This is a genomic window from Neobacillus sp. NRS-1170, from assembly GCF_050468025.1.
The window spans coordinates 1-22,899 of the sequence record NZ_JBITPF010000082.1; the positions used below are offsets into that span (position 1 = coordinate 1).

Below are 22,899 nucleotides of genomic sequence, written 5' to 3' on the forward strand. Positions count from 1 at the left end.
AAGAGTCCGTATAGAGGACATGGTGCCCGCCTTTTCGGTTGCCCGAGTCCGCAAGAGTCCGTATAGAGGACATGGAACCCGTATTTTCGGTTGCCCGCCTTTTCGGTTGCCCGAGTCTGCAAGAGACCGTAAAGAAGACATGGTGCCCGCCTTTTCGGTTGCCCGAGTCCGCAAGAGGCCGTATAGAGGACACGGTGCCCGCCTTTTCGGTTGCCCGAGTCTGCAAGAGGCCGTAAAGAAGACATGGTGCCCGCCTTTTTCGGTTGCCCGAGTCCGCAAGAGGCCGTATAGAGGAATCGGAACCCGAATTTTCAAGTGACCGAATCTGCAAGAGATAGTATAGAGGACACGGTGCCCAAATTATCGAATGTCCGTGTCCGCAAGAATCCATATAGAGGACAAGGCCCTTTATGATTTCCTACTTTCAATTATTATCGAGTCTTGATCAAGTTGCTCAAAAATCATTTCAGCAACTTGTTTAGGTGAACTTAGCCGTGATGGATCTTTAATATGGTCACTGTCCGCCCAAAATGGTGTATCCATGCCTCCCATATAGACAGCATTAATTTTAATTCCGCTGCCCTCATATTCCTTTTGCAGGCTTTCGGTGAAGCCTCTGACTGCAAATTTGCTCGCTGCATAAACTGCTTCATTGACTTTTCCGCGTAAACCAGCAGTTGAAATAATATTCATGATCCTTCCTTCTCCCTTAACAAGAAGAAGCGGTAAAATTGCCTTCGTCATAAAAATTGTTCCTAACACATTCGTATCTAACATTTCGATGATTTGCTTTTCATTTAGCTCTCCAAACGGCCCAAAATGTCCGACTCCAGCATTATTTACCAATCCCGCTATGTGGTAGGTGCTGCCAATATCTTTTAATTTCTTCGAAACTTCTTCATTATTTCGAATGTCTAGTACAAGGATCTCAGCAGTGCCGCCTACTGCTTCAATTTCATCTTTGGCAGCAACTAATTTATCAGTACTTCTGCCAGCGAGCAAAAGATGATACCCCTTTTTTGAAAAAAGAAATGCTAGCTCTTTTCCCAACCCAGATCCTGCACCAGTTACAATGATTGTTTTCATTAAGTTATCTCCTTCAAAATGGTTTTTACCTTTATTAATTTTACAAAAAAAACTATACTAAAATAAAGAGAAATGGGAGGGAAAAAGATGCAGCAGGAGAAGCGGTATAGTGACATGACAGAGCATGAATTAAGGCAGGAAATTGCTGCGCTACAAGAAAAAGCAAGAAAAGCAGAGCAAATGGGAATGGTAAATGAATTTGCGGTACTTGAAAGAAAAGTTTTAATGGCAAGAGCATATTTATTAAACCCAGACTCCTTTAAACCTGGGGAAATTTACGAAATTGAGGGAGACCCTGGCCAACATTTTAAAATAGACTATATGAATGGCGTGTTTGCTTGGGGTTACCGACTAAAAGGTGATGGTAAAGAAGAAGCACTTCCGATATCCCTGTTAAAGAGGTTAAAGTGACAAACCAGAGAACCTATTCTCTGGTTTGTCTTAGTGTTACAAATTAAAATTGTGGTGATTCGTCATCACGTTCACCAGAAGCACGCATGCGCTCTTGAGGATGCGTATTGGTAGTGCCGTTTGCTCTTTTTGAAGCATATTCTGCTTTTGCTCTCGGTTCTCCCTCAAATTTATTATTATTTTGATTCGGGAAATTTGTCGCTTTATTTCTCATGCTGTACCTCCATAAAAGGGAATGAGAAAAACGTGAAAAGCAAAGCTTGTCTTTCAATGCTTACCACGTAACGTTAGTATTTGCTTAAATTTTTACGGTTATGTTATAAGAAAATGGCAAATGGGGTGTGCATGTGAATGATTATCATGAAAAATTAGCAAACCTGCTTTTAGGCAAAAATGACCAGCTTTCTTATCACCAAGCCCGGACTTGGGTTGAGCTGCTTTGGGAGGATTTTGAAACCACTTACGCAAAAGCGGGTAGGGAATATATGGGCAGTGAAATGACAGAAAAAATTGTAAAACAATGGATTGAACACTACGGCGATAAGTTGCATGAATTTGCAGCGACCAATCCGAAATATAAACATTTTCTAGAACAAGCAAAAAATACTCTCCATTAAAAAAGCAAGTGACAGTGGGTCACTTGCTTTTTTAACTTGGGATAATCCCTAATTTTTTTCGCAATTTCTTTTCACTGAACACCCAGCCTGTATAAGAGGTAATCCGATTAAAGTTACAATCTAATTGCACCACAGCCACAAAGGGATAATGGCCATTGCTTCGATAGCGTAAATCAATAAAACGGACCTCATAATAATCAGTGAATTCATCTATTTCCCAGCGATAAACCGGCGAAAATGAAAGAAAAGCGGAAATATTGTCATCCTTTTTCGCAGCTTCAATTAAGAGTGTTTGCGGAACAGGAACTCGTTTAAAACGATCTAAAATTTCTACTTTTTTATCTTCGGACCTGCCAACAAAAAACATGCTTTTATTCATAGCAGCAATTCGCCATTGATGAAACTTCATGGTTGGAGCGATAATAATTTCAGTTGCATCAGGAATTAGGGTTCTTACCTCAACTAAAACTCTTTTTTTAGCTTGATACCTTCTTAAATAGTAGACGATGATAACTGCATACATAATCAGAAACGTATAGCCTGGATTTGCCCCTAAAATCCAAATGAAAATCCCAACGACGTGAATTCCAAATATGATCGGATCAAAGGTATTAATCACACCTAGTGCCACCCATTTTGAAGAGAATGGCCTTAAGGCTTGAGTTCCGTATGCATTAAATATATCTACGAAAACATGGATAAAAACGGCAGCAAAGGTCCATGCCCAGAGATGAAGGAGATTGGCACCCTGAAAAAAAGGATAAATGACTGCCACGATTAAGAGCGGCCACAGGATGACCGCAGGAATAGAATGGGTCACTCCACGATGATTTCGAATATAAATGGCATTATTTCTTAGTTTTAAAACAGTGTCAATATCTGGTATTTGAGAACCTGCTATTGTTGCAATTAAAACACTAGTTGCAGTAGCATGGCTGGCGGCCACTGCTGGATCGAGGGTTGCAAGACCACCAAGTGCAATGCCCATGACAACATGAGTTCCAGTATCCAAAAGGAATATCCTCCTTTAAAATGTTCTTGTCAAAATAGAGAAATTAACTTATTGTAAAACGAAAATGCTTTACTTTTTGCTAGTTTTTTACGGAGGGCCTAAAGTTATGTTAATTGATCTAAAAAATATTACAGAAATCAATATAAATGCTTTTCAAAATGATTTAATTTCTTGGTTTAAGGCGGAACAGCGTGACCTTCCCTGGAGAAAAGATCAGGATCCTTATAAGGTCTGGGTTTCAGAAATAATGCTGCAGCAAACTAGAGTAGATACCGTTATACCTTATTTTAATCGATTTATCGAATGGTTTCCAACCATCGAAGACTTAGCTGAAGCGGAAGAAGATAAGGTTCTAAAAGCATGGGAAGGACTTGGGTATTACTCAAGAGTTCGCAATTTGCAGTCTGCAGTTAAGGAAGTAAAAGCTAATTATAATAGTAAGGTACCCAGCACTCCTGAAGAAATTGCGAAACTTAAGGGAGTCGGACCTTATACCGCAGGTGCTATTTTAAGTATTGCATATGGAGTTCCGGAACCTGCTGTAGATGGTAATGTCATGCGCGTTTTATCAAGAATACTATCTATTTGGGAAGATATTGCGAAACCATCAACGCGAAAAATTTTTGAAAAAGCCGTTCGGGAATTAATTTCACATGATGACCCGTCTGCCTTTAACCAAGCCTTAATGGAATTAGGGGCATTGATTTGTACCCCAACCTCTCCATCATGCTTATTATGCCCAGTTCGCGAACATTGCCACGGGTTTCATGAAGGTGTACAAAGTGAGCTTCCAGTGAAAACGAAAAAAACAAAAACACGTCATGTACAACTAGCTTCGGCCATTCTTTTAGCTGAAAATGGGAAGATTGTCATTCATAAGCGGCCCTCGTCAGGATTACTGGCAAACCTATGGGAATTTCCAAATGTGGAGATTGTTCATCCATTGCAGGCCGATCGCGAGGAAGTTGTAGCTCAATTTAATCAATCTCTAAATTTATCCGTCAAGCTTGATCAGATTATCGGTCAAATTGAACATGTTTTTTCACATTTAGTTTGGAATATTAAAGTGTATACAGGTAAAATATGTTCCGAGTTTGTGGAAAGTGATGAATGGAGGCTTGTCTCGTTAGCGGAAATGGAAGAATACGCTTTTCCTGTTTCCTATCAAAAAATGATAAAGCTTTATCAGGAACAAAAATAGGAAGAAACGCCGTGACCATGTTACGGCGTTCTTTTTATTCTAGTGTTTGATCCCTCCACGGCTTTCAATTTCTTCGATGATCTCTCTGTGTATGGTTTGGCCCTCGCTATTTAAATAGGGGGCAATTTGCTGTAAGGAATGATGAAAAAAAGCAAGTTCGCTATCCTCCCAGTCAGATTTAGCCATCATTGACAACTCTGTCATATCCCGTCCTGCATACATAAAACTTTCATCCCTTCGTTATGGTATTTTCCCTTAGTGTTTGGTCTATTAATTGTCTTCTATTCATGGAAAAGCTAAAATAAGAGCTATACTTGATTGAGGAAAGGAAAAGGAAAATGACACAAAAAGTAGCATTAATTACTGGAAGCAGCAGGGGAATTGGAAAGGCAACAGCACTTCGGCTTGCTGAAGCAGGATATGATATTGTCATTAATTATGCGAGAAGCAAGAAGGGTGCCTTAGAAACAGCTGAACAAGTTGAGGCATTAGGTAGAAAAGCCTTAATAATTAAAGCCAATGTTGGAGATGTAGATAAAATTAAAGATATGTTTGCCCAAATTGAACAGGAATTTGGCCGCTTAGATGTATTTGTCAATAACGCAGCTTCTGGTGTACAGCGTCCGATTATGGAGTTAGAAGAATCACATTGGGATTGGACCTTAAACATCAATAGCAAAGCTCTTTTATTTTGTGGCCAGGAAGCGGCAAAATTGATGGAGAAAAATGGTGGAGGAAAGATTGTCAGCATAAGTTCTTTAGGGTCAATTCGTTATCTTAAGAATTATACAGTTGTTGGTGTATCAAAAGCAGCACTTGAAGCGCTGACAAGGTATTTAGCAATTGAATTGGCTCCAAAAAATATTGTGGTAAATGCCGTTTCCGGCGGCGCGGTTGATACAGAAGCATTGAAGCATTTCCCTAATCGGGAAGAGTTGCTTCAAGAAGCAAAAGAAAAAACTCCTGCAGGGAAAATGGTTGAAATTGAGGATATGGTTAACACCGTAATGTTCTTATTATCTGATGATTCAAGCATGATTAGAGGACAGACTATCATCGTTGATGGTGGAATATCATTACTCGTTTAATTATTTTTAAATAATTTTTTTGGATAATCTTCACGAAGCAGGGATACATTAATATTCGTGGAGGTGATTACAATGGCAAACTTCAATCAACAGCCAAACAAGACTTCAGCTGGAACAAACATCCAGGAAGTAAGACAACAAAATGCTGGAGCTGGTGCAGGTGCAGCAGGGGCAGCAGGTGCATTTGGTACAGAATTTGCGAGTGAAACGAATGCTGCAGAAGTAAGAAAGCAAAACCAACAATCACAAGCAAATAAAAACCAAGGCGGCGCTGGCCAAATGGGTCAAAGCTAATTATACTTAAGTTGAGGGCACTCTTCCAATCGAAAGGGTGCCCTCTTCATTTATTCATAGAACTGTGATTACTGTCCAGCTACAGCGCCTAGGAAAAAATAAACTGCTTTTTTCCCTGGCCAAGGCGCTTCCGCTTTATTTATTTCGACAAAACTTCCTTTTAGTCTACATAAGTAGTCAAAGGAGATTAAGGATTATTCAAGAATACATATTAGGTACAAATAATAAGGCGGTGAGGGAAATGAATCATTTTAACCGATTAGTTTCCGAGCAAATGGCAACGATGGAAAAATTATTATACCTTCAGGCTGAACTTGAACGTTGTCAGCAAATTAAAGAAGAGCTGCAGACATTACAGAACGAAACCGATCTTGAAAGTATTCAAACTGATATTCAACTAATGAAAAAAGAGTTGAAAGAAATTCAGTCCATGTTTGAAAAACAGACTGAAGAGGTTATAAATTCATATCGGGAATCAAGTTTAGCTCCTTCTTTGTAATGAAAAATAAAGAAAATGAAGAAAAAATTTCGCAAATTTTTACAAAGAGCCACTTGAAATGTGGCTCTTTTGTTTTAAATTCTGTTCTCAACCGTTATAATAATAGATAATAGGAATTTTCTTTGTTGCCTTTTGTCGTTTATTTTTCAAAAGAATAGGTTACAAAGCGTTCAGTAATGAAGGTAGGGGAGAACATGGGCGTACCCATCGAAGGTGAACCAATGCAAATACATAGCTATAAACACAATGGGCACATCCATCGCGTCTGGGAAGAAACAACCGTTTTAAAAGGGTCACAGCATTTAGTGATTGGTGGAAATGATCGGACATTGGTAACAGAATCAGATGGTAGAACGTGGATTACAAGAGAACCTGCCATTTGTTACTTCCATTCACAATACTGGTTTAATGTAATTGGAATGATCCGTGAAGACGGCATTTATTATTATTGTAATATCAGTTCACCATTTATTTTTGATGGTGAAGCACTTAAATATATTGATTATGATCTTGATATAAAGGTGTATCCTGATATGACATTTAATTTGCTAGACGAAGATGAGTATGAGCGGCATCGCCGAGAAATGAATTATCCGGATGTAATAGACCAAATTCTTAAGCGAAACGTTGATAAGCTGATTCAATGGATTCGGCAAAGAAATGGCCCATTTGCTCCAGATTTTATTGATATTTGGTATGAACGTTATTTAACATACAGACGTTAAAGGGTAGCGTAGGTGCCTGTTGATTTTATCAACAGGTTTTTACGTGCTTATCGAAAAAAGAAAGGGGGCCATAAAAGATTGAATAGCATTCAGAGATATCTTCAATTTGTAAAGCCATACAAATGGCAGATCATTGGAACAATCATCATTGGACTCATAAAATTCTCTATTCCTCTTATAATACCTATTTTAATAAAGTATGTAGTGGATGATATCATTGGAAATCACTCCTTATCAGCTGATGAAAAAATACATAAATTAATGCTGATTTTGGGTTTGATGATTGTTATATTTGTGGTTCTTAGACCACCGATTGAGTATTATCGGCAGTATTTTGCCCAGTGGACTTCAAGTAAAATCTTATACGATCTTCGTGACACGATGTATAAACATATTCAAAAGCTCAGCTTTAAGTATTATGCCAATACCCGCGCAGGAGAAATCATTTCTCGTGTTATAAATGATGTTGAGCAAACGAAAACGTTTGTTGTGACTGGCTTGATGAACCTGTGGCTGGATATTGCTACTATTGTTATTGCCATTATTCTTATGTTTTCAATGAATGTTAAATTAACCTTAATTTCGATTTTGCTGTTTCCACTCTATGCTATTTCCATAAGCTACTTTTTTGGGAATTTACGGAGGTTAACAAGGATTCGTTCGCAAGCTCTGGCAGAGGTTCAAAGCTACCTTCATGAACGGGTACAAGGGATGCCTGTTATCAAGAGTTTTGCGATTGAAGAATATGAACAAACCCAGTTTGATAAGCAGAATAAAAACTTTTTAGAAAAAGCCTTGCAGCACACGAGCTGGAACGCGAAGTCCTTTTCTGCTGTAAACACTATTACAGATATCGCGCCATTAATTGTGATAGGCTATTCAGCATATTTAGTTATTCAACATCAGCTGTCATTAGGTACGATGGTGGCGTTTTTTGCTTATATTGACAAGCTTTATAATCCCTTAAGAAGACTGGTTAACTCTTCAACCACTGTTACACAATCCTTTGCTTCAATGGATCGTGTTTTTGAATTATTGGATGAAAAGTATGATATTGTTGACGGACCGGATTCGAAAGAGTGCAGTAATGTATATGGTGATATTTCTTTTAAGGATGTATCATTTTCCTATAATGAAAATGAGGAACCGGTACTTAAAGATATTACCATTGATGTAAAAAAGGGAGAAACCATTGCACTTGTTGGAATGAGCGGCGGCGGGAAATCAACGCTGGTTAGCTTAATTCCGCGTTTTTACGATGTAACCAAAGGAAAAATAACTCTCGATGGTGTAGATATCCGTCAGTTTAAGGTTCAAACGTTACGGGATAAAATTGGAGTTGTGTTTCAAGATAATATTTTATTTAGTGAATCAGTGAAGGATAATATTTTATTAGGAAAACCATGGGCAACGGATGAAGAAGTTTACCAGGCAGCCAAAGCCGCCAATGCACACGAATTTATCTTAAATCTTGCTGAAGGATATAATACAAAGGTAGGGGAAAGGGGCGTAAAGCTTTCCGGGGGTCAAAAGCAGCGGATTGCAATTGCACGGGTATTTTTGAAAAACCCGCCAATCCTTATTTTAGATGAGGCGACATCGGCTCTTGACTTAGAGAGTGAACATTCGATTCAAGAATCCCTTGAGGAGCTAGCAAAGGACCGTACCACCTTTATTGTAGCACACCGGTTATCGACCATCACTCATGCGAATCGCATCGTTTTAATAGAGCATGGCCAAATTGTTGAAATCGGAACACATGAAGAACTAATGGCAAAGCAAGGGAACTATTTTAAATTATTTCAGGTACAAATGCTTGAACATAAAGAAACCGAAGTGGAGTAAATTCCACTTCGGTTTTTATTCGTTATGAGGTTCCTCAATGGAAACTTCATTTTCATGGTAAGAATGAAAACTTGTTATCAAAGTATCAAGATGTTCGACCTGCTCACTGTAGTCAATGATTGATGCAACGATTTGCATAATATGATACATATGTGGAGGATCCTGCTCAGCATATTCCTTTTGATGCGATAAAAATAGGTTAAATAATTCTTTTTTGTTTAAACAAACATTTCCTTCTGAATAGGTGGGGTTGGTTGGGATTTTGCCAATAAACCTGAGCATTAGCTGCTCATGCTGGTAAATCAAACAATCCAATTGTTCCTGAATCGATTGCTGAAAATTTTCTGGCAGGTGCAACAGTTCATTTTCAAATCGATGAAGCTTTTTTAATGTATCAAGCGCTTTTTTGGCTGTAGAAGTCATTTGCCGATAAATAACAAGTTTCCGTGACTTTTCTAATGTAATCCTTTTAAAATAGCTTCGTTCTTCTTTATACATTAAGTAAAATTGACTGATTTTAATATAACTGTCCTTTAACTTTTCAATATCAGTTTTGAGAAGTTGATGGTCGAAGTCATGACGTGTACTTAATCTAATCCACCTAATAATCTCTTCTGTCGTGTCGGCTATTTTTAAATAAAGCTTATTTTCATATTTTGGCGGCATAAACACGAGATTAACCAAGAAAGCTGAAAATACCCCAATCATAATCGTGGTGAAACGAATTCCTGCAAACTGAATAAAGCTTCCGCCTTGTATTTCCATTATTGAAATTAATGTAACCAGTGAAAGACCAATGTTTTTCTCGAGTTTCAGCTTTAAATTTAGAAGAATTACGATGATCGCAGCCAGTCCGACCACAATATAATGATTACCTAGCAAAAGAACAAAAATTACTGCCATTATTGCTCCAATAATATTTCCTTGAATCTGTTCAATGATTGTTAAATAGGATCGGTATATCGTCGGCTGAATAGCGAATATCGCAGCAATGGCGGCAAAGACTGGGGAAGGTGAATGCAATAGTTGGGCTAAGTATAATGATAAAACAATAGCTATTCCCGTTTTAAAAATGCGGGCACCTAACTTCATTTTAAATAGTTTCCTTTCAAAATAAGTAGTTATCTTTTTATTTTACACATAAATAACAATACTGTACTATACAGGGAATCATTCATTTAATCAAGAGAAATTATATGAATTTATTTTCGTATTGTTCCAAAAAAATGTGAAAAAAACGCCCGCTTGTCAAAAGCGGGCGTAATAGGTTGCTAATAAATCATTCTGTTGATACTGATGGATCAGCTTGTTCCTTAACTGGAAGAATCTGAACGAAATGATTTTCCAAGTTTGTTAATAAAGAACGAAGATCGTTTGCTTCTTCCGGCTGACCGTTTTGCTCGAGAAGGTCAGTATAGTTTGTTAATAACTCAGTGATATCTTTTATTCCTTTTTCATTTAAATCAACGACAGATACCTTTGCACCTTTTGCAATTCTTTTCTTAAGGGCATCTTTCGTTAGACCCATTTCAGGCTGAAGTCGTGAATACACAACGCCACCGGTCATACCCGCACAAATCCATGGTCCCGGATCTCCTAATACAAGACCGCGGCCATTTGTCATATATTCAAAGGCAAAACCTTTAATATTAGCATTAGAGCCAATGTTGCCGGCTTCTTTTTCTGGAAGCGGCTTTTTCACTTGGCCGCCAATGATTAAATCTGCCCCTGATAATCGGATTCCCGCACGGGCATCAGCATTTCCTTGGGCAACTAGGAGACCTTTTTGTGCCCCATATCCAAATCCTTTTCCAACTGAACCATTATAGAAATGACCATTTTTACCTTTAGACTTAAGGATATGGATATTTCCGCCAAAGGACGTTTTTCCAACTCCGTCCTGACCCCCGCCGTTAACAGTAATTTCAATGCCTTCACTGTTATAAGCACCAAGTCCGTTTCCAGGAATCGATCCTTCCATATACTTTAGCTGTACAGGAGGAAGCTGTTTGTAAGACCCGTCAAGTCTGCCGCGAACACGGTGACAGGAAACACGGCTTCCGAGTACACGTTGTTCAGAAGTTACACTTACGAATTCTCTTGATGAATGAAGCTGATCTACACTGCCATCAAGATATTCAGCACCTACAGCTACTTGCATTTGTGCTTCTGAGATGGATTTTGAAGCCTCCACTTTAGCAAATTGGCTGATTTCCAAAGGCTTTAATAAGTGGGAGAGGTTAAGCTGACCTTCTCCTTTTACTTGCTCCAATAATTCAGAATGACCAACGGCATCCTGTAGATTTTTAATGCCAGCAGATGCGGCAAGATCTTTTAACTCTGAAGCAAAAGCTGTGAAAAGATTCATGATACCTTGAACGGCTAAATCTAATTGTCGTGGTACAAAGCGCCGCAGGCCGTGATCCTTTGCTTGAGCTTCCGTTTCAATTTGAGTAGCAATACCAACATGACAAGTGTCTAAGTGACAACCGCGGCAGGTAGTACAGCCAATTGATAGCATCGCTAAAGTTCCAAAACCGACGCGGTTTGCACCTAGCAGCATAATTTTGATAACATCCCGGGCACTCTTCATTCCGCCGTCAGCCCATACTTCCACTTTATGGCGAAGTCCACTCTCTAGGAGGGCATTGTGTGCAGCTTTTACCCCAATTTCAACCGGCAATCCAACGTGCTGCAACGCATGAATTCTCGCCGCACCAGTACCGCCATCAAACCCGCTTACCGTGATGATGTCAGCACCAGCCTTGGCGATACCAACAGCAATCGTTCCGATATTAGGAACGACAGGCACCTTTACAGCAATCTTTGCTTGATCATTTGCTGTCTTTAGCTCTTGAATCATTTGAGCTAAGTCCTCAATCGAATAAATGTCATGGTTGTTTGAAGGTGAAATTAGATCAGAACCAAGTGTAGCATTTCGTGCAGCCGCTACCTTAGCAGTTACCTTTGATCCAGGTAAATGCCCGCCTTCACCAGGCTTCGCCCCTTGACCAATTTTGATTTCTAATAGATTGGATGAGTTTAATAATTCAGCGTTAACACCAAATCGTCCTGATGCAATCTGTTGACCGCGAGTCTTTGGATATTTTCCGAGCATATCCTTGATTTCGCCGCCTTCACCGTTCAAGCTGACCATGTTTAAGCGATCAGCACCTTCTGCATAGGCACGGAAGGCAATTTCATTTTGAGATCCAAATGACATTGACGAAATAATAAACGGTAAATCATGGTCGCCCACACGGATATCTACATCATTCGGCGTAACAGCTTTATTGCTTTGTTTTAACTGAACTAAATGTCGAATGGTAGTAGGGTTCTCTGTTTCTTGTTCTGTGATTTTATCACGGTAAACACCGTAGTCACCTGTAGATGCCACCTCGCCGATTGCCTTCCAAATACGAGGGAAGAGGTGGAAGGTTTTTCCGACGCGCTCTTTCTCGTTGTTGTAATCCTCAGCTCTTTTTAAAGAATCCTGTTTTAAGGCTTCAAAATTGTCATCGATTTCTTTTGAACCAAAGAAGTTAACAATGTTTAATACCTTCGCAATGGATTCGTGTAAGCCGATACTTGAAAATAAACGGCCATAACCTCTTAACTCATGAATACCAATGGTAGAGATTACTTTTTCTAATCCTTTCGTTAAGGCACTATATAGGTTGGTTAACGGTGTAGTTGATTCATCCAAAACGGTTAGGAACATGTAATAAGGGCTGATTAAATCTGCTCCTAAACCAAATACAGTAATAATGTCATGCAGGGAGCGAATCGCCGCAGAACGCAGCAATAAAGAACAATCCCTTCTTAACTCAGCTTTAACTAGTGCTTGATCAATCGCCGAAGTAACTAAATGCGGGTCGATCCAGTACGCATCCTCTTGATGGGATTTAGCATCGTCAAGAACAAGTAACGTTTTTCCTGCTTGAACAGCTTGAACGGCTTCAGAAGAAAGCCTCTCTAGTGCCTCATCGAGCTTTTCGTTTTTATGGAATGTAGTTGAGATAAATGCAACTAATTTCTGCTCCTGGAAATGCTGGACAACTTGATCAAAGCTAGGCTGCCCTAAGGCTTCAGAACACGTGAAACCAGCTTTTCCTTCTAATAAGAGCGGTGTAGTCAGCTCAATAACCGTTTCCGTTTCTTCTTTTACAAATAGAGTAGGGCGTTTTCCAATAATGACGCGTGTTGAGAAATGTTCTGTTTCACGATCTCGGTCGATGGCAGGGTTGGTTACAACCGCAACGCTTTCTTTTATATAATCTGCAATATTAATTCGTTCTGGATTAAGTGCCGCAAGTGGTGCATCATGGCCAAGGGAGCGAATTGGATCAATTCCTTTTTCAGCCATTTGTTCGACAAATTGGATGTGATCACGTTCCCAGCCAAAAGCCTTATATTGACCATTATGGATTTTATCAGGATAATTCATCGTCACAGTTTTATTAAATGCAGTAGGCTGCAAACGATGCCTTGCTTCACTAAGATTTAAACGTTTTGAATAGCGAGTATACACTTCATTCTGATAACGGTCTTGCTCGTAAACCTCTAAATCTTCTCCGTTCCATTTAAAACCTACCTTCTCACCTGGTGCCAATGGCTTAGGGTCATTCACATATTCACTGGAAGGAATGATTCCTGGTTCGGAGGAGAAGAGATAGGATGTCTCTGTTTCAAGCATCCAAAGCGGCCGCAGTCCAAGTGCATCTACACTAAATACGGCTTCATCTGCATAGCGTGAGATAATTCCTGCAGGGCCTTGGGCAAAGTGTCCCCATGCTTCTCTTATATAAGTATATAAATCTTGAAGTTCACTGGAGTAAGCCTTAATTTCGTTAACGATCGGCGGGAACAAAAGGTCCATTGCTTCAAATAGGGAATATCCCTCTCGGCAAATTAGTGTTTCCATTGTCCGGCTTAAATCCTGTGAGTCACTTCCGTCTTTAACGAGTGGAACACCAATCATTTTTGCTTCGTCGCGAAGCTTTGCAATCGTATTAATTTCTCCGTTATGGCCTAATACACTAAAAGGCTGCACTCGGAAAAAGCTTGAGAGAGTATTTGTAGAATAGCGATTATGGCCAAGTGTCATAGTCGATGCCACAAGGGGGTTAGCAAGATCTTGGTAATATCTTGGAAGAATATCCCCAGCTCCCATAACTTTGTACACAACATGGTTTTGGCTAAAGGATGCTACATGAACATGCTCATTTTTCTCAAAATCAATCAGGGCATCAAAAAGAACACTTGTTAACTCTTGGCCTTTTTTAACTGAAAGGCAGGCGAATTGCCAAAAAACAGGGTTTTCTTGGATCGCAATTGGACCAAGGGCAGCAGGATCCGTAACCTCGTCAGTCTCAAAAATTAGCTCTAATTCATATTTTTCTAGTTTTTGTTGTAATTCTTGTTTAGTAGTTTCCCGGTCAACCTTTTGGCTAATAAATACGTGACCCACTGCAAATTCTTCTTTATTTGCAAGTTGTGGGTCTATTCCAGCCTGAAGCAATTTTTCTTTCCAGAGCTCAACAGGAATATCAGTATGAATACCAACACCATCGCCTTCACCATTGATGAAGCCGGCGCGATGGTTCATCGTCACAAGTGCATCGATACAATCAGAAATATTTTTTCTCGTAGGACGCTTACTCTTTTCAAGGCAAGCAACGATTCCGCAGGCATCATGTTCGTGTTTATGAAAATCTTTAAATAGGGAAGGGGTCCATCTTTGTGTCATTTTGTTGGGCTTCTTCGGAAAATCCTTCGGAAGCCGCTTCACCTCCTATGAAACTTATATTTTGTGAAAATAATTTTTGTTCTGTTTGAAATGATTCGATGCTTTATTGAGGCAATAAGTTAAAGGAAAAATAAAAATAATAATTTAATAGTATCATATGAATTTTCAGAAATCAAATAAATATACAAAGTTTTGGATAAAAAAATGAAGGTATTTAGGTGATGGATAAATGAGGAAAGTTGTCTATGTAACCGTTTTCATGAATGTTTCAAAAATAAAAGGGAGTGATTACCACTCCCAATTGTGCATAAAAAATGCATATTTATTCGTCCTTTAGTAAAGAAAATGCATTTCGTACTGCGTATAAGGTCGCCTCAACATCTTCTTCTGTGTGTGCTATGGTTAAGAACCAAGCTTCGTATTTTGATGGGGCCAGGTTGATTCCTTGGTGAAGCATAAGTTTGAAGAATTTAGCGAACATTTCACCATCCGTATTCTCGGCTTGCTCATAGTTTTCAATAGTTTCATTTGTAAAATAAACAGTAAATGCACCTTTTAAACGATTTATCGTTATTTGAATATCATATTCTTTCGCTGCTTCTAAAATTCCCTCTTCCAGCATTGCTCCTAAACGATCTAGATAATCATATATTCCTTCCTGCTTTAATACTTCAAGACAGGCGATTCCAGAAAGAATCGACGCAGGATTTCCAGCCATCGTTCCTGCTTGGTAGGCAGGACCAAGTGGAGCCACTTTTTCCATGATTTCTTTTCGTCCGCCATAAGCACCGATAGGTAATCCTCCGCCAATTATTTTTCCGAGCGCAGTAAGGTCTGGCTGGATGCCTAATAGGTCCTGGGCACCGCCATACATAAACCGGAAAGCTGTAATAACTTCATCGTAAATGACCAATGCACCTGCGGCGTGGGTCAGGTCATTTACTTGCTGCAGAAAGCCTTGTTTTGGCTCAACTATACCGAAGTTTCCGACGATGGGTTCCACTAAAACCGCTGCAATTTGGTCCCCCCATTTTTCTATTGCTTCTTTGAAAGGTTCAATATCATTAAATGGTACGGTGATCACTTCTTGAGCGATACTTTTTGGAACACCTGCGGAATCTGGTGTTCCAAGAGTGGAAGGGCCTGATCCTGCTGCAACAAGAACGAGGTCAGAGTGGCCGTGATAACACCCGGCAAATTTAATGATTTTATCGCGACCGGTGTAAGCACGGGCCACGCGGATTGTTGTCATTACTGCTTCTGTTCCTGAATTAACAAAGCGAACTTTATCTAATGAAGGAATGGCATCCTTTAACATTTTTGCAAATTTGACCTCATGGGGTGTTGGGGTTCCATAGAGGACTCCGCTTTCTGCCGCTATTTTAATGGCTTCAGTGATGTGTGGGTGCGCATGTCCGGTAATAATTGGTCCATATGCTGCAAGGTAATCAATATATTGATTGCCATCGACGTCCCAGAAGTATGCACCTTGGGCCCGCTCCATCACCACTGGAGCACCGCCGCCCACTGCTTTATAGGAGCGTGAAGGACTGTTAACTCCACCTACGATATGTTCTAAAGCTTCATTATGTAATCGTTCTGAATTGGTAAATTGCATATTTTTACCTCCTTATATCTTTATCTAATATATTTTAGCACTTTTTTTCGTCACTTTTATCTGTTTTAAAAATTAGAAAATTCATGGGAGTACGCGATAGTTGTTTATACCTCCCTATTTGGCTAAACTAAATAGGGCAAGTTTCAGGAGGTAGAAGAATGTATAACGCAATAGAAGTAGAAAACTTACGAAAAGAATTTAAAGCATACTCAAGTCGAACGGGACTTAAGGGTGCGTTTAGAGATTTATTAACGAGAAACTATAAAGTCGTCCCAGCGGTAAATGATATTAGTTTTACCGTCAAACAAGGAGAGATGGTTGGCTATATCGGTGAAAATGGTGCGGGAAAATCAACGACAATTAAAATGCTGACAGGCATCTTAACACCAACATCCGGCAAAATTTCCGTAAATGGTATGAATCCTCATAAAGAACGGGAAAGATTCGTTCAAACCATTGGTGTCGTTTTTGGTCAAAGATCACAATTATGGTGGGATATCGCTGTACAAGAGTCCTTCCGATTGTTGAAAAAGGTTTATAAAGTAACGGATCAGCAATATGACGATCATATGAATCATGTAATTAAAACGCTGGATATTGAACCTCTGCTCGATAAACCGGTTCGTAAACTGTCACTTGGTCAAAGAATGAGGTGTGAGCTGGCTGCTGCCTTAATTCATAACCCGCCATTGCTATTTTTGGATGAACCGACCATTGGCCTGGATGTTTTGGTTAAATTGAAAATTCGCGAGTTCTTAAAAGAAATCAATGAAAAATATAATACCACGATTCTGTTAACGACTCATGATTTATCTGATATTGAAGCCTTATGTGAGCGGGTTATTATGCTTGATGAAGGAAAGGTCATTTATGACGGTGCTTTAAGAAACTTACAGGAAAAATGGGGCGAAGGGAAAGAATTGCAGTTTCAATTTTTGGAGAAGGTTGATATTGCTGCCGTTAAAAACTTAACACAAGCAATACCGGTTAAGTGGGAATTGGATGAAAAAGAGCAAATTTTTACAGCGGCCATAGAGGATAATGACGAACTTATTTCACAAGTGATTGCCAAGGTGGTTGCTGCTTTTAAAATTAAGGATATTAAAATTAATGCAACCTCAACCGAAGAAATCATTCGCAATATATATGAAAAAGGTGCTGTTTAATGAAAGGTGGTAAGTAACATGGATAAATACTTAGAGATGATTAGAATCCGCTTTTTAATGATGCTGGCCTACCGGACAAACTATTATACAGGAATTCTCATTTACGGTATTAATATAGGAGCCTATTACTTTTTATGGTCAGCCATTTATGGAGGGAAAGAGCAAATTCAGGGGCTTTCTGTCGTCCAAATGACTACCTATGTGGCAGTTTCTTGGATGGCACGGGCCTTTTACTTCAATAACCTTGACAGGGAAATGGCTATGGAAATCATGGAAGGTAAAGTGGCGATTGAGCTGATCAGACCTTACAATTATCTAAGCATGAAAACGATGCAAGGATTGGGAGAAGGGATTTTTAGATTATTTTTCTTCTCAGCACCAGGTCTAATTATTGTTTATTTTGTGTTCCCTATAGAGTTTACATGGGATCTAAGCGTTTGGGGGTTATTTGCCCTTTCCATCCTTTTGAGCTTCTTTATTAATACAGAGCTAAATTTATTAACAGGGATTACGACTTTCTTCTTATACAATAATACAGGCCTTATTCGAGCTAAACGTGTAGTCATTGACTTGTTCTCAGGACTTCTTCTTCCGATTAATTTTTTTCCTGGCTGGGCTCAGGAGTTTATGAAATTTCTCCCTTTTCAAGGAATCAGTTATTTGCCAAGTATGATATTTACTAAAGGCTTCTCCCACCAGCAGGCTGTAGAGGCGATTGGGCAGCAATGCATTTGGGTGATAGTTTTAATCATCCCGATTCAATTATTGTGGCATTTGGCAAAGAAACAGCTGATCATTCAAGGGGGTTAATCGATGTTTTATCTCACCATGTTTTTTCAATATATTTCCCAATATTTAAAGACGAGACTTCAATATCGTGCTGATATATTTGTAGAATTTTTCTCTGACTTGTTGTCGCAGGCCATTAATCTCGTGTTTATCCTGGTTGTATTTGGACATACCAATTTGCTGAAAGGCTGGAGCCGGGACGAAATTATTTTTATATATGGATTTTTCTTAGTTCCTTTTGCGGTTTTTTCTGCTTTTTTTAATATATGGGATTTTAATGAACGGTATATCGTGAAAGGGGAACTGGATCGTATTTTAACCAGACCTATTCACAGTCTATTTCAAATTATCCTCGAGCGACTTGAACTGGAGTCCTTACTAGGGGCTATAACGGGATTGGCGGTCATGTTTTATGCGGGGAGCAGACTTGGGTTAAGTGTGGAGTGGTATGATCCTATCTTGTTTGTCGTTTTCGTTGCCGGAGGTGCTCTTGTGTATGGAGGGGTTTTTATTATGATAGCCTGTATCAGCTTTTGGGCCGATGCCAGAACCTCTCTAATGCCGATGATGTACAATATTAGTAACTATGGGAGGTATCCTGTTAATATATATAACAAATTGATTCGTTTTGTCTTAACATGGGTGCTGCCTTTTGCGTTTGTCGGGGTATATCCTGCTGCTTTTTTTCTTGAAAAAACAGAGTGGTATTGGTATTCGTTTATCACACCAGTGATCGGTATTATCTTTTTTATCGTTTCAGTGCTTCTCTGGAATCAAGGAGTAAAGAAATATAGAGGGGCAGGAAATTAAAGCTTCTGCAATTTGATATTTTAAGGAACAAGCCTGCATAGAAATAGAATAACTCACGTTGATTTAGGGGTGAATGGGGTTGTTCTATTTCCTGCTTCCTGTCGTAATTTTTTGTATTTTTATGAGTTTAAGAACTTTATTTATCCCGAATACGGTTAAGGGAAAGTTGGTGTCTGTTGATAATTTCCTGTATTTAGGTTCGGTTTATTTAACTGTTATCATCGGTTTTGGCCTAATTTATCTGTTGTTTGAATTAATTGGGGTATCCATTTTAATCGAAGTGAATCCGCAAAATAGGAATAATATTTTTGAAACGAGCTTCTATTTTAGTGCGATGACTCTTTTTTCGGTTGGAAATGGGGATGTCATTCCCCATGGTATTGGCAGAATCATTACCGTAACGGAAGCGTTAATTGGCTATACCTTGCCTGCTGCTTTTGTTGCTAAAGTTATGTTTGAACGGGATAAGTAATATGGCGATTTGGATAGTTGTTATGGATTGAAAGAAAGGTTAAGCTATGGATAGGAATATTTTACATTTGGAGTGAATAAAATGACTGTTGAATTAGGAAAGCCGGCACCAGATTTTACCCTAGAGGCCAACAATGGTGAGACCATTACATTATCTCAATTAAAAGGGAAAAACGTTGTGCTTTATTTTTATCCAAAAGATATGACACCAGGATGTACAACGGAGGCATGTGATTTCAGGGATCAACATCAGGAATTTAATGACGTAAATGCCGTTATTTTAGGAATCAGTCCAGATCCTGTTGGTCGCCACCAAAAATTTGTGGAGAAGTATGGATTACCATTCCTGCTTCTTGCTGATACAGACCATATGGTAGCGGAAGCCTATGATGTATGGAAGTTAAAGAAAAACTTTGGAAAAGAATACATGGGAATTGAAAGATCCACTTTTATAATTAATAAAGATGGGAACGTTGTGAAAGAGTGGAGAAAAGTTCAAGTTAAGGGGCATGTGGAAGAAGCATTATCCTACATACGTGAGAACCAATGATGGCATTTTTCTAGCCTATTTTCGTTATTAAAGGCTTTTGTCCAATGCAAGATACTAGTATCTGAATATCATTTTATTAGGGCATACCTCCTCAGATAAAATTTTGGGTCCAAAGCGGCCCTTTTTTTATGCACAAATCAGGGAATTCAATGGCTTTAAGTTTTCTAAACGGCTAAAACGGTGATATGATGAAGGAAAAGTTTTAATACATATAAATATCCTTGACAAGGAGGATTAGCAAATGAAAATTTATACAAAGACTGGAGATAAGGGAACTACTTCTCTTATTTATGGGCAAAGGGTTGCAAAAAATGATTTAAGGGTAGAAGCATATGGAACCTGTGATGAAACGAATTCTATGATTGGGCTGGCATTAAGTCATCTTTGTCAGGAAAATTTTCAAGGGAAAGAAATAATTGAAAAAGTTTATCATAAAATACAAACGAATCTCTTTCATGTGGGTGCAGAGCTGGCAACTCCAAAGGGGAAAGAAGTAAAGTGGTCATTAGTTACCGCAGATATAGAAGAGATGGAGAAACAAATTGATGAATGGAACGCAGTCATACCGGAATTAACAAATTTTATTTTACCCGGAGGACATCCTGCAGGTGCTGCCTTTCATGTAGCGCGAACAATTGCAAGGAGAGCGGAAAGATGTGCAGTTACAATAGGAGACGATGTCAACCCGCTAGTCTTGGCATACTTAAACCGGCTTTCGGACCTTTTATTTGTGACTGCCCGGTTTGTTAACCATCAGCTTGGGGCTAATGAACTAACTTTGCATAGTAAAGAATAAGTTTCATATTGGTTAATGATACTACAATGTTGACAAAAGTACTATTTACTTAGTAAACTAATTATAACAATTATAATGTAAGAATCTTTTTTAGAAAAGAGGTGCATGGCGATGAACCAGTTAAAAGAAGCGTTGGATACCTTAAAGGAAACGGGGGTACGTATTACTCCGCAACGTCATGCGATACTTGAATATTTAATAAACTCGATGTCACATCCTACAGCAGACGATATTTATAAAGCCCTGGAGGGAAAGTTCCCTAACATGAGTGTGGCGACAGTTTACAATAATTTACGAGTATTTCGTGAAGTTGGTCTTGTAAAAGAATTAACCTACGGTGATGCATCAAGCCGTTTTGATTTTGTTACATCCCACCATTATCATGTTATTTGTGAATCATGCGGGAAAATTGTTGACTTCCATTATCCTGGTTTAGATGAGGTGGAGCATTTAGCTTCACATGTAACAGGGTTTAAAGTGGCAAATCACCGCATGGAGATTTACGGATCCTGTCCCGAATGTGCTAGTAAAGAAGTACATTAAAATTGCCTTTTCAGGTTTTAAAAAAAGAGTTGACTTAAACTGTTTTGTTTAAGTCAACTCTTTTTATTTTTCTATTTTTTTATTATAAGATTCATCGAAGTCTCTGCCTTCAAGTTTTGGATCAAGCGTTAAGGGTTCGCGGCAATACATGCACATGTCTACACGGCCGAGCATTTTTGTGGTTTTACCACAGCCTGGACATTTAACCTGAATTGTTTTTGTTGATAGCATTCCAATCCAAAAATAGACAACTGTACTTGCAATTATAAAAAGAAGACCAAAAATCATAAAGATGGTCATAATAAGTGGTGAGGAACGAAAAAAGATGCCTCCATACATAACGATAAAGCCGATAAAAACTAGTCCTAATGCAAAGCTGCGAATTTTATTAATTTTACTAGAATATTTAACCATGTTGTTTCTCCCTCCTAGAGAAACTATACCATATTTAAGTAAAGAGAAAAAAGGCTGAAGAAGAATGTCGAATTTTGTCTCCAATTTTAGAAGGAGATTTATCATCATTGTCGAAGTTATAATGCTATCGAGAAAAATGGAGGTATGATGAATGGAAGACATTCTTCGTCCTATATATCAAGAAAGGGCAAGCCAATTAAATACTCTAGGAGTTTTATTGGTTGAAAAAAGACAAAAATCAAGTTCAACAACAGATTCATTTGATGCAATTCTTTTGATTATTGTAAAAGAGGCAGAAAAGCCAATCTTCATAAAGCACTATACCTATGATAACCATAAGGCTGCTATGCATGTTATTACTGAATCAAAGTTGCAAGAATGGATTTTGTTCGGTTCTAATCGGAAAATATTTGAATGGCTTCATAATGCCAAAATCATTTTTGACCGAAATGAATATGTAGCAAATTTAAAAACTGAGCTGCGGGAATTTCCTTTTAACGGACGAAAAATTAAAATGGGCTTAGAATTTGCAAAATTAATTCGACGGTATGTAGACGGAAAAGCACTATTTGAACATAAACAGTTCTTAGATGCTTATAATCATGTTGTTCATTCTTTACATCATCTTGCACGATTAGAGGTTATCGAAAATGGGCTTCATCCTGAACTTACTGTCTGGCATCAAGTGAAACAAATAGAGCCGGAAATATTTAAGTTATATGAAGAGCTTGTTAACAGTGAGGAAACCCTGGAAAAAAGATTAGAACTTTTATTTCTGGCCAGCGAGTTTATGATCCATTCACGAACAAATATTGGAGCAGCTCATTTGCTTGAAGTGCTAAGCACAAAGGACAATTGGATGTTTAATGAAATCATGAGTGAAACAGAATTGGCACCATATTCGGTTGATATGTCAGTTCTTCTTGAATATTTGCTTGAAAAACATTTGCTTGAAGTTGTTAATGTTGAGACGAAGGGGCAAGGTGTTTTCCACCGGTGCTATCGTGTAAGTAAAAAATTATCGTAAAAAAACGAAATTACTTATTGACCTTTTTATGATTACTTGGTATATTAATAACCGTCGCTGCGAAACGAATTAATAAAGTTTTCGCGGGTGACGGTTTTTCAAAAAAAGTTATTGACTTTAAGAAAAACGATGTGTTATATTAATAAAGTCGCTTGCGAGCGATAAAGAAAATTGTTCTTTGAAAACTA

At 38.6% G+C, this 22,899-nt stretch carries 24 protein-coding genes; 16 read left to right on the forward strand and 8 right to left on the reverse strand.

Annotated elements, in window-relative coordinates:
* Window positions 1-408 precede the first annotated feature (408 nt).
* Window positions 409-1,086 (reverse strand): SDR family NAD(P)-dependent oxidoreductase, encoded by a 678-nt coding sequence (locus ACIFOT_RS28525; protein ID WP_430071208.1) that lies wholly within the window; start codon window positions 1,084-1,086, stop codon window positions 409-411.
* Between the two features lie 87 nt (window positions 1,087-1,173).
* Between ACIFOT_RS28525 and ACIFOT_RS28530 the strand changes: the two genes are divergently transcribed.
* Window positions 1,174-1,497, forward strand: coding sequence for a YfhH family protein (locus tag ACIFOT_RS28530; RefSeq protein ID WP_430071211.1), 324 nt, complete (start codon window positions 1,174-1,176; stop codon window positions 1,495-1,497).
* Window positions 1,498-1,540: 43 nt separating this feature from the next.
* Here ACIFOT_RS28530 and ACIFOT_RS28535 read toward each other — a convergent pair whose 3' ends face one another.
* Complete coding sequence (locus ACIFOT_RS28535; RefSeq protein WP_430071214.1) at window positions 1,541-1,711, reverse strand: small, acid-soluble spore protein K; 171 nt, start codon at window positions 1,709-1,711, stop codon at window positions 1,541-1,543.
* Window positions 1,712-1,844: 133 nt separating this feature from the next.
* On the opposite strand from ACIFOT_RS28535, the gene ACIFOT_RS28540 reads away from it, so the two are divergent.
* Complete coding sequence (locus tag ACIFOT_RS28540; RefSeq protein ID WP_430071217.1) at window positions 1,845-2,114, forward strand: YfhJ family protein; 270 nt, start codon at window positions 1,845-1,847, stop codon at window positions 2,112-2,114.
* A gap of 31 nt (window positions 2,115-2,145) precedes the next feature.
* Here ACIFOT_RS28540 and ACIFOT_RS28545 read toward each other — a convergent pair whose 3' ends face one another.
* The gene (locus ACIFOT_RS28545; RefSeq protein WP_430071219.1) at window positions 2,146-3,126 is read right to left on the reverse strand and encodes a metal-dependent hydrolase; all 981 of its coding nucleotides are present in this window, start codon (window positions 3,124-3,126) and stop codon (window positions 2,146-2,148) included.
* Window positions 3,127-3,232: 106 nt separating this feature from the next.
* Between ACIFOT_RS28545 and mutY the strand changes: the two genes are divergently transcribed.
* Window positions 3,233-4,327, forward strand: a complete 1,095-nt coding sequence (gene mutY, locus ACIFOT_RS28550; RefSeq protein WP_430071222.1) for an A/G-specific adenine glycosylase — start codon at window positions 3,233-3,235, stop codon at window positions 4,325-4,327.
* 39 nt (window positions 4,328-4,366) lie between these two features.
* Here mutY and ACIFOT_RS28555 read toward each other — a convergent pair whose 3' ends face one another.
* Window positions 4,367-4,549 (reverse strand): hypothetical protein, encoded by a 183-nt coding sequence (locus ACIFOT_RS28555; RefSeq protein WP_430071225.1) that lies wholly within the window; start codon window positions 4,547-4,549, stop codon window positions 4,367-4,369.
* A gap of 116 nt (window positions 4,550-4,665) precedes the next feature.
* Here ACIFOT_RS28555 and fabL point away from each other — a divergent pair, with 116 nt between their 5' ends.
* From fabL to ACIFOT_RS28580, 5 genes are all read left to right on the forward strand, one after another.
* Window positions 4,666-5,415, forward strand: coding sequence for an enoyl-[acyl-carrier-protein] reductase FabL (gene fabL, locus ACIFOT_RS28560; protein WP_430071227.1), 750 nt, complete (start codon window positions 4,666-4,668; stop codon window positions 5,413-5,415).
* Between the two features lie 72 nt (window positions 5,416-5,487).
* A complete protein-coding gene (locus tag ACIFOT_RS28565) occupies window positions 5,488-5,709 on the forward strand; it encodes a gamma-type small acid-soluble spore protein (protein WP_430071229.1) in 222 nt (73 codons plus the stop codon).
* Between the two features lie 241 nt (window positions 5,710-5,950).
* Window positions 5,951-6,208 (forward strand): YgaB family protein, encoded by a 258-nt coding sequence (locus tag ACIFOT_RS28570; RefSeq protein ID WP_430071232.1) that lies wholly within the window; start codon window positions 5,951-5,953, stop codon window positions 6,206-6,208.
* Window positions 6,209-6,402: 194 nt separating this feature from the next.
* Window positions 6,403-6,933 carry a nucleoside tri-diphosphate phosphatase gene (gene ntdP, locus ACIFOT_RS28575; RefSeq protein WP_223589785.1) on the forward strand — a complete coding sequence of 177 codons (531 nt, stop codon included), beginning with the start codon at window positions 6,403-6,405 and terminating at the stop codon, window positions 6,931-6,933.
* Window positions 6,934-7,011: 78 nt separating this feature from the next.
* Window positions 7,012-8,778: an ABC transporter ATP-binding protein gene (locus tag ACIFOT_RS28580; protein WP_430071235.1), complete on the forward strand. Its 1,767-nt coding sequence runs from the start codon at window positions 7,012-7,014 to the stop codon at window positions 8,776-8,778.
* A gap of 15 nt (window positions 8,779-8,793) precedes the next feature.
* Here ACIFOT_RS28580 and ACIFOT_RS28585 read toward each other — a convergent pair whose 3' ends face one another.
* The 3 genes from ACIFOT_RS28585 to ACIFOT_RS28595 all read right to left on the reverse strand — a co-directional run bounded on the left by ACIFOT_RS28585 (window position 8,794) and on the right by ACIFOT_RS28595 (window position 16,145).
* A complete protein-coding gene (locus ACIFOT_RS28585; protein ID WP_430071238.1) occupies window positions 8,794-9,870 on the reverse strand; it encodes an FUSC family protein in 1,077 nt (358 codons plus the stop codon).
* 187 nt (window positions 9,871-10,057) lie between these two features.
* Window positions 10,058-14,527, reverse strand: a complete 4,470-nt coding sequence (locus ACIFOT_RS28590; protein ID WP_430071241.1) for a glutamate synthase-related protein — start codon at window positions 14,525-14,527, stop codon at window positions 10,058-10,060.
* A 322-nt stretch (window positions 14,528-14,849) separates the two neighbouring features.
* Window positions 14,850-16,145 (reverse strand): glutamate-1-semialdehyde 2,1-aminomutase, encoded by a 1,296-nt coding sequence (locus tag ACIFOT_RS28595; RefSeq protein ID WP_430071244.1) that lies wholly within the window; start codon window positions 16,143-16,145, stop codon window positions 14,850-14,852.
* A 158-nt stretch (window positions 16,146-16,303) separates the two neighbouring features.
* Here ACIFOT_RS28595 and ACIFOT_RS28600 point away from each other — a divergent pair, with 158 nt between their 5' ends.
* The 7 genes from ACIFOT_RS28600 (at window position 16,304) to perR (ending at window position 21,270) form a co-directional block, all read left to right on the forward strand.
* Window positions 16,304-17,311: an ABC transporter ATP-binding protein gene (locus ACIFOT_RS28600; protein ID WP_430071247.1), complete on the forward strand. Its 1,008-nt coding sequence runs from the start codon at window positions 16,304-16,306 to the stop codon at window positions 17,309-17,311.
* An 18-nt stretch (window positions 17,312-17,329) separates the two neighbouring features.
* The gene (locus tag ACIFOT_RS28605) at window positions 17,330-18,121 is read left to right on the forward strand and encodes an ABC transporter permease (RefSeq protein ID WP_430071250.1); all 792 of its coding nucleotides are present in this window, start codon (window positions 17,330-17,332) and stop codon (window positions 18,119-18,121) included.
* A gap of 3 nt (window positions 18,122-18,124) precedes the next feature.
* Window positions 18,125-18,910, forward strand: coding sequence for an ABC transporter permease (locus ACIFOT_RS28610; RefSeq protein ID WP_430071253.1), 786 nt, complete (start codon window positions 18,125-18,127; stop codon window positions 18,908-18,910).
* Between the two features lie 169 nt (window positions 18,911-19,079).
* The gene (locus tag ACIFOT_RS28615; RefSeq protein ID WP_430071256.1) at window positions 19,080-19,382 is read left to right on the forward strand and encodes an ion channel; all 303 of its coding nucleotides are present in this window, start codon (window positions 19,080-19,082) and stop codon (window positions 19,380-19,382) included.
* An 81-nt stretch (window positions 19,383-19,463) separates the two neighbouring features.
* A complete protein-coding gene (bcp, locus tag ACIFOT_RS28620; protein ID WP_430071258.1) occupies window positions 19,464-19,931 on the forward strand; it encodes a thioredoxin-dependent thiol peroxidase in 468 nt (155 codons plus the stop codon).
* A gap of 241 nt (window positions 19,932-20,172) precedes the next feature.
* Window positions 20,173-20,727, forward strand: coding sequence for a cob(I)yrinic acid a,c-diamide adenosyltransferase (locus tag ACIFOT_RS28625; protein ID WP_430071261.1), 555 nt, complete (start codon window positions 20,173-20,175; stop codon window positions 20,725-20,727).
* Between the two features lie 105 nt (window positions 20,728-20,832).
* Window positions 20,833-21,270: a peroxide-responsive transcriptional repressor PerR gene (gene perR, locus ACIFOT_RS28630; protein WP_430071264.1), complete on the forward strand. Its 438-nt coding sequence runs from the start codon at window positions 20,833-20,835 to the stop codon at window positions 21,268-21,270.
* 63 nt (window positions 21,271-21,333) lie between these two features.
* Here perR and ACIFOT_RS28635 read toward each other — a convergent pair whose 3' ends face one another.
* On the reverse strand, window positions 21,334-21,684 hold the full coding sequence (locus ACIFOT_RS28635) for a YgzB family protein (RefSeq protein ID WP_430071266.1): 351 nt from the start codon (window positions 21,682-21,684) through the stop codon (window positions 21,334-21,336).
* Window positions 21,685-21,835: 151 nt separating this feature from the next.
* On the opposite strand from ACIFOT_RS28635, the gene ACIFOT_RS28640 reads away from it, so the two are divergent.
* Complete coding sequence (locus ACIFOT_RS28640) at window positions 21,836-22,711, forward strand: nucleotidyltransferase-like protein (protein ID WP_430071269.1); 876 nt, start codon at window positions 21,836-21,838, stop codon at window positions 22,709-22,711.
* Window positions 22,712-22,899 lie beyond the last annotated feature (188 nt).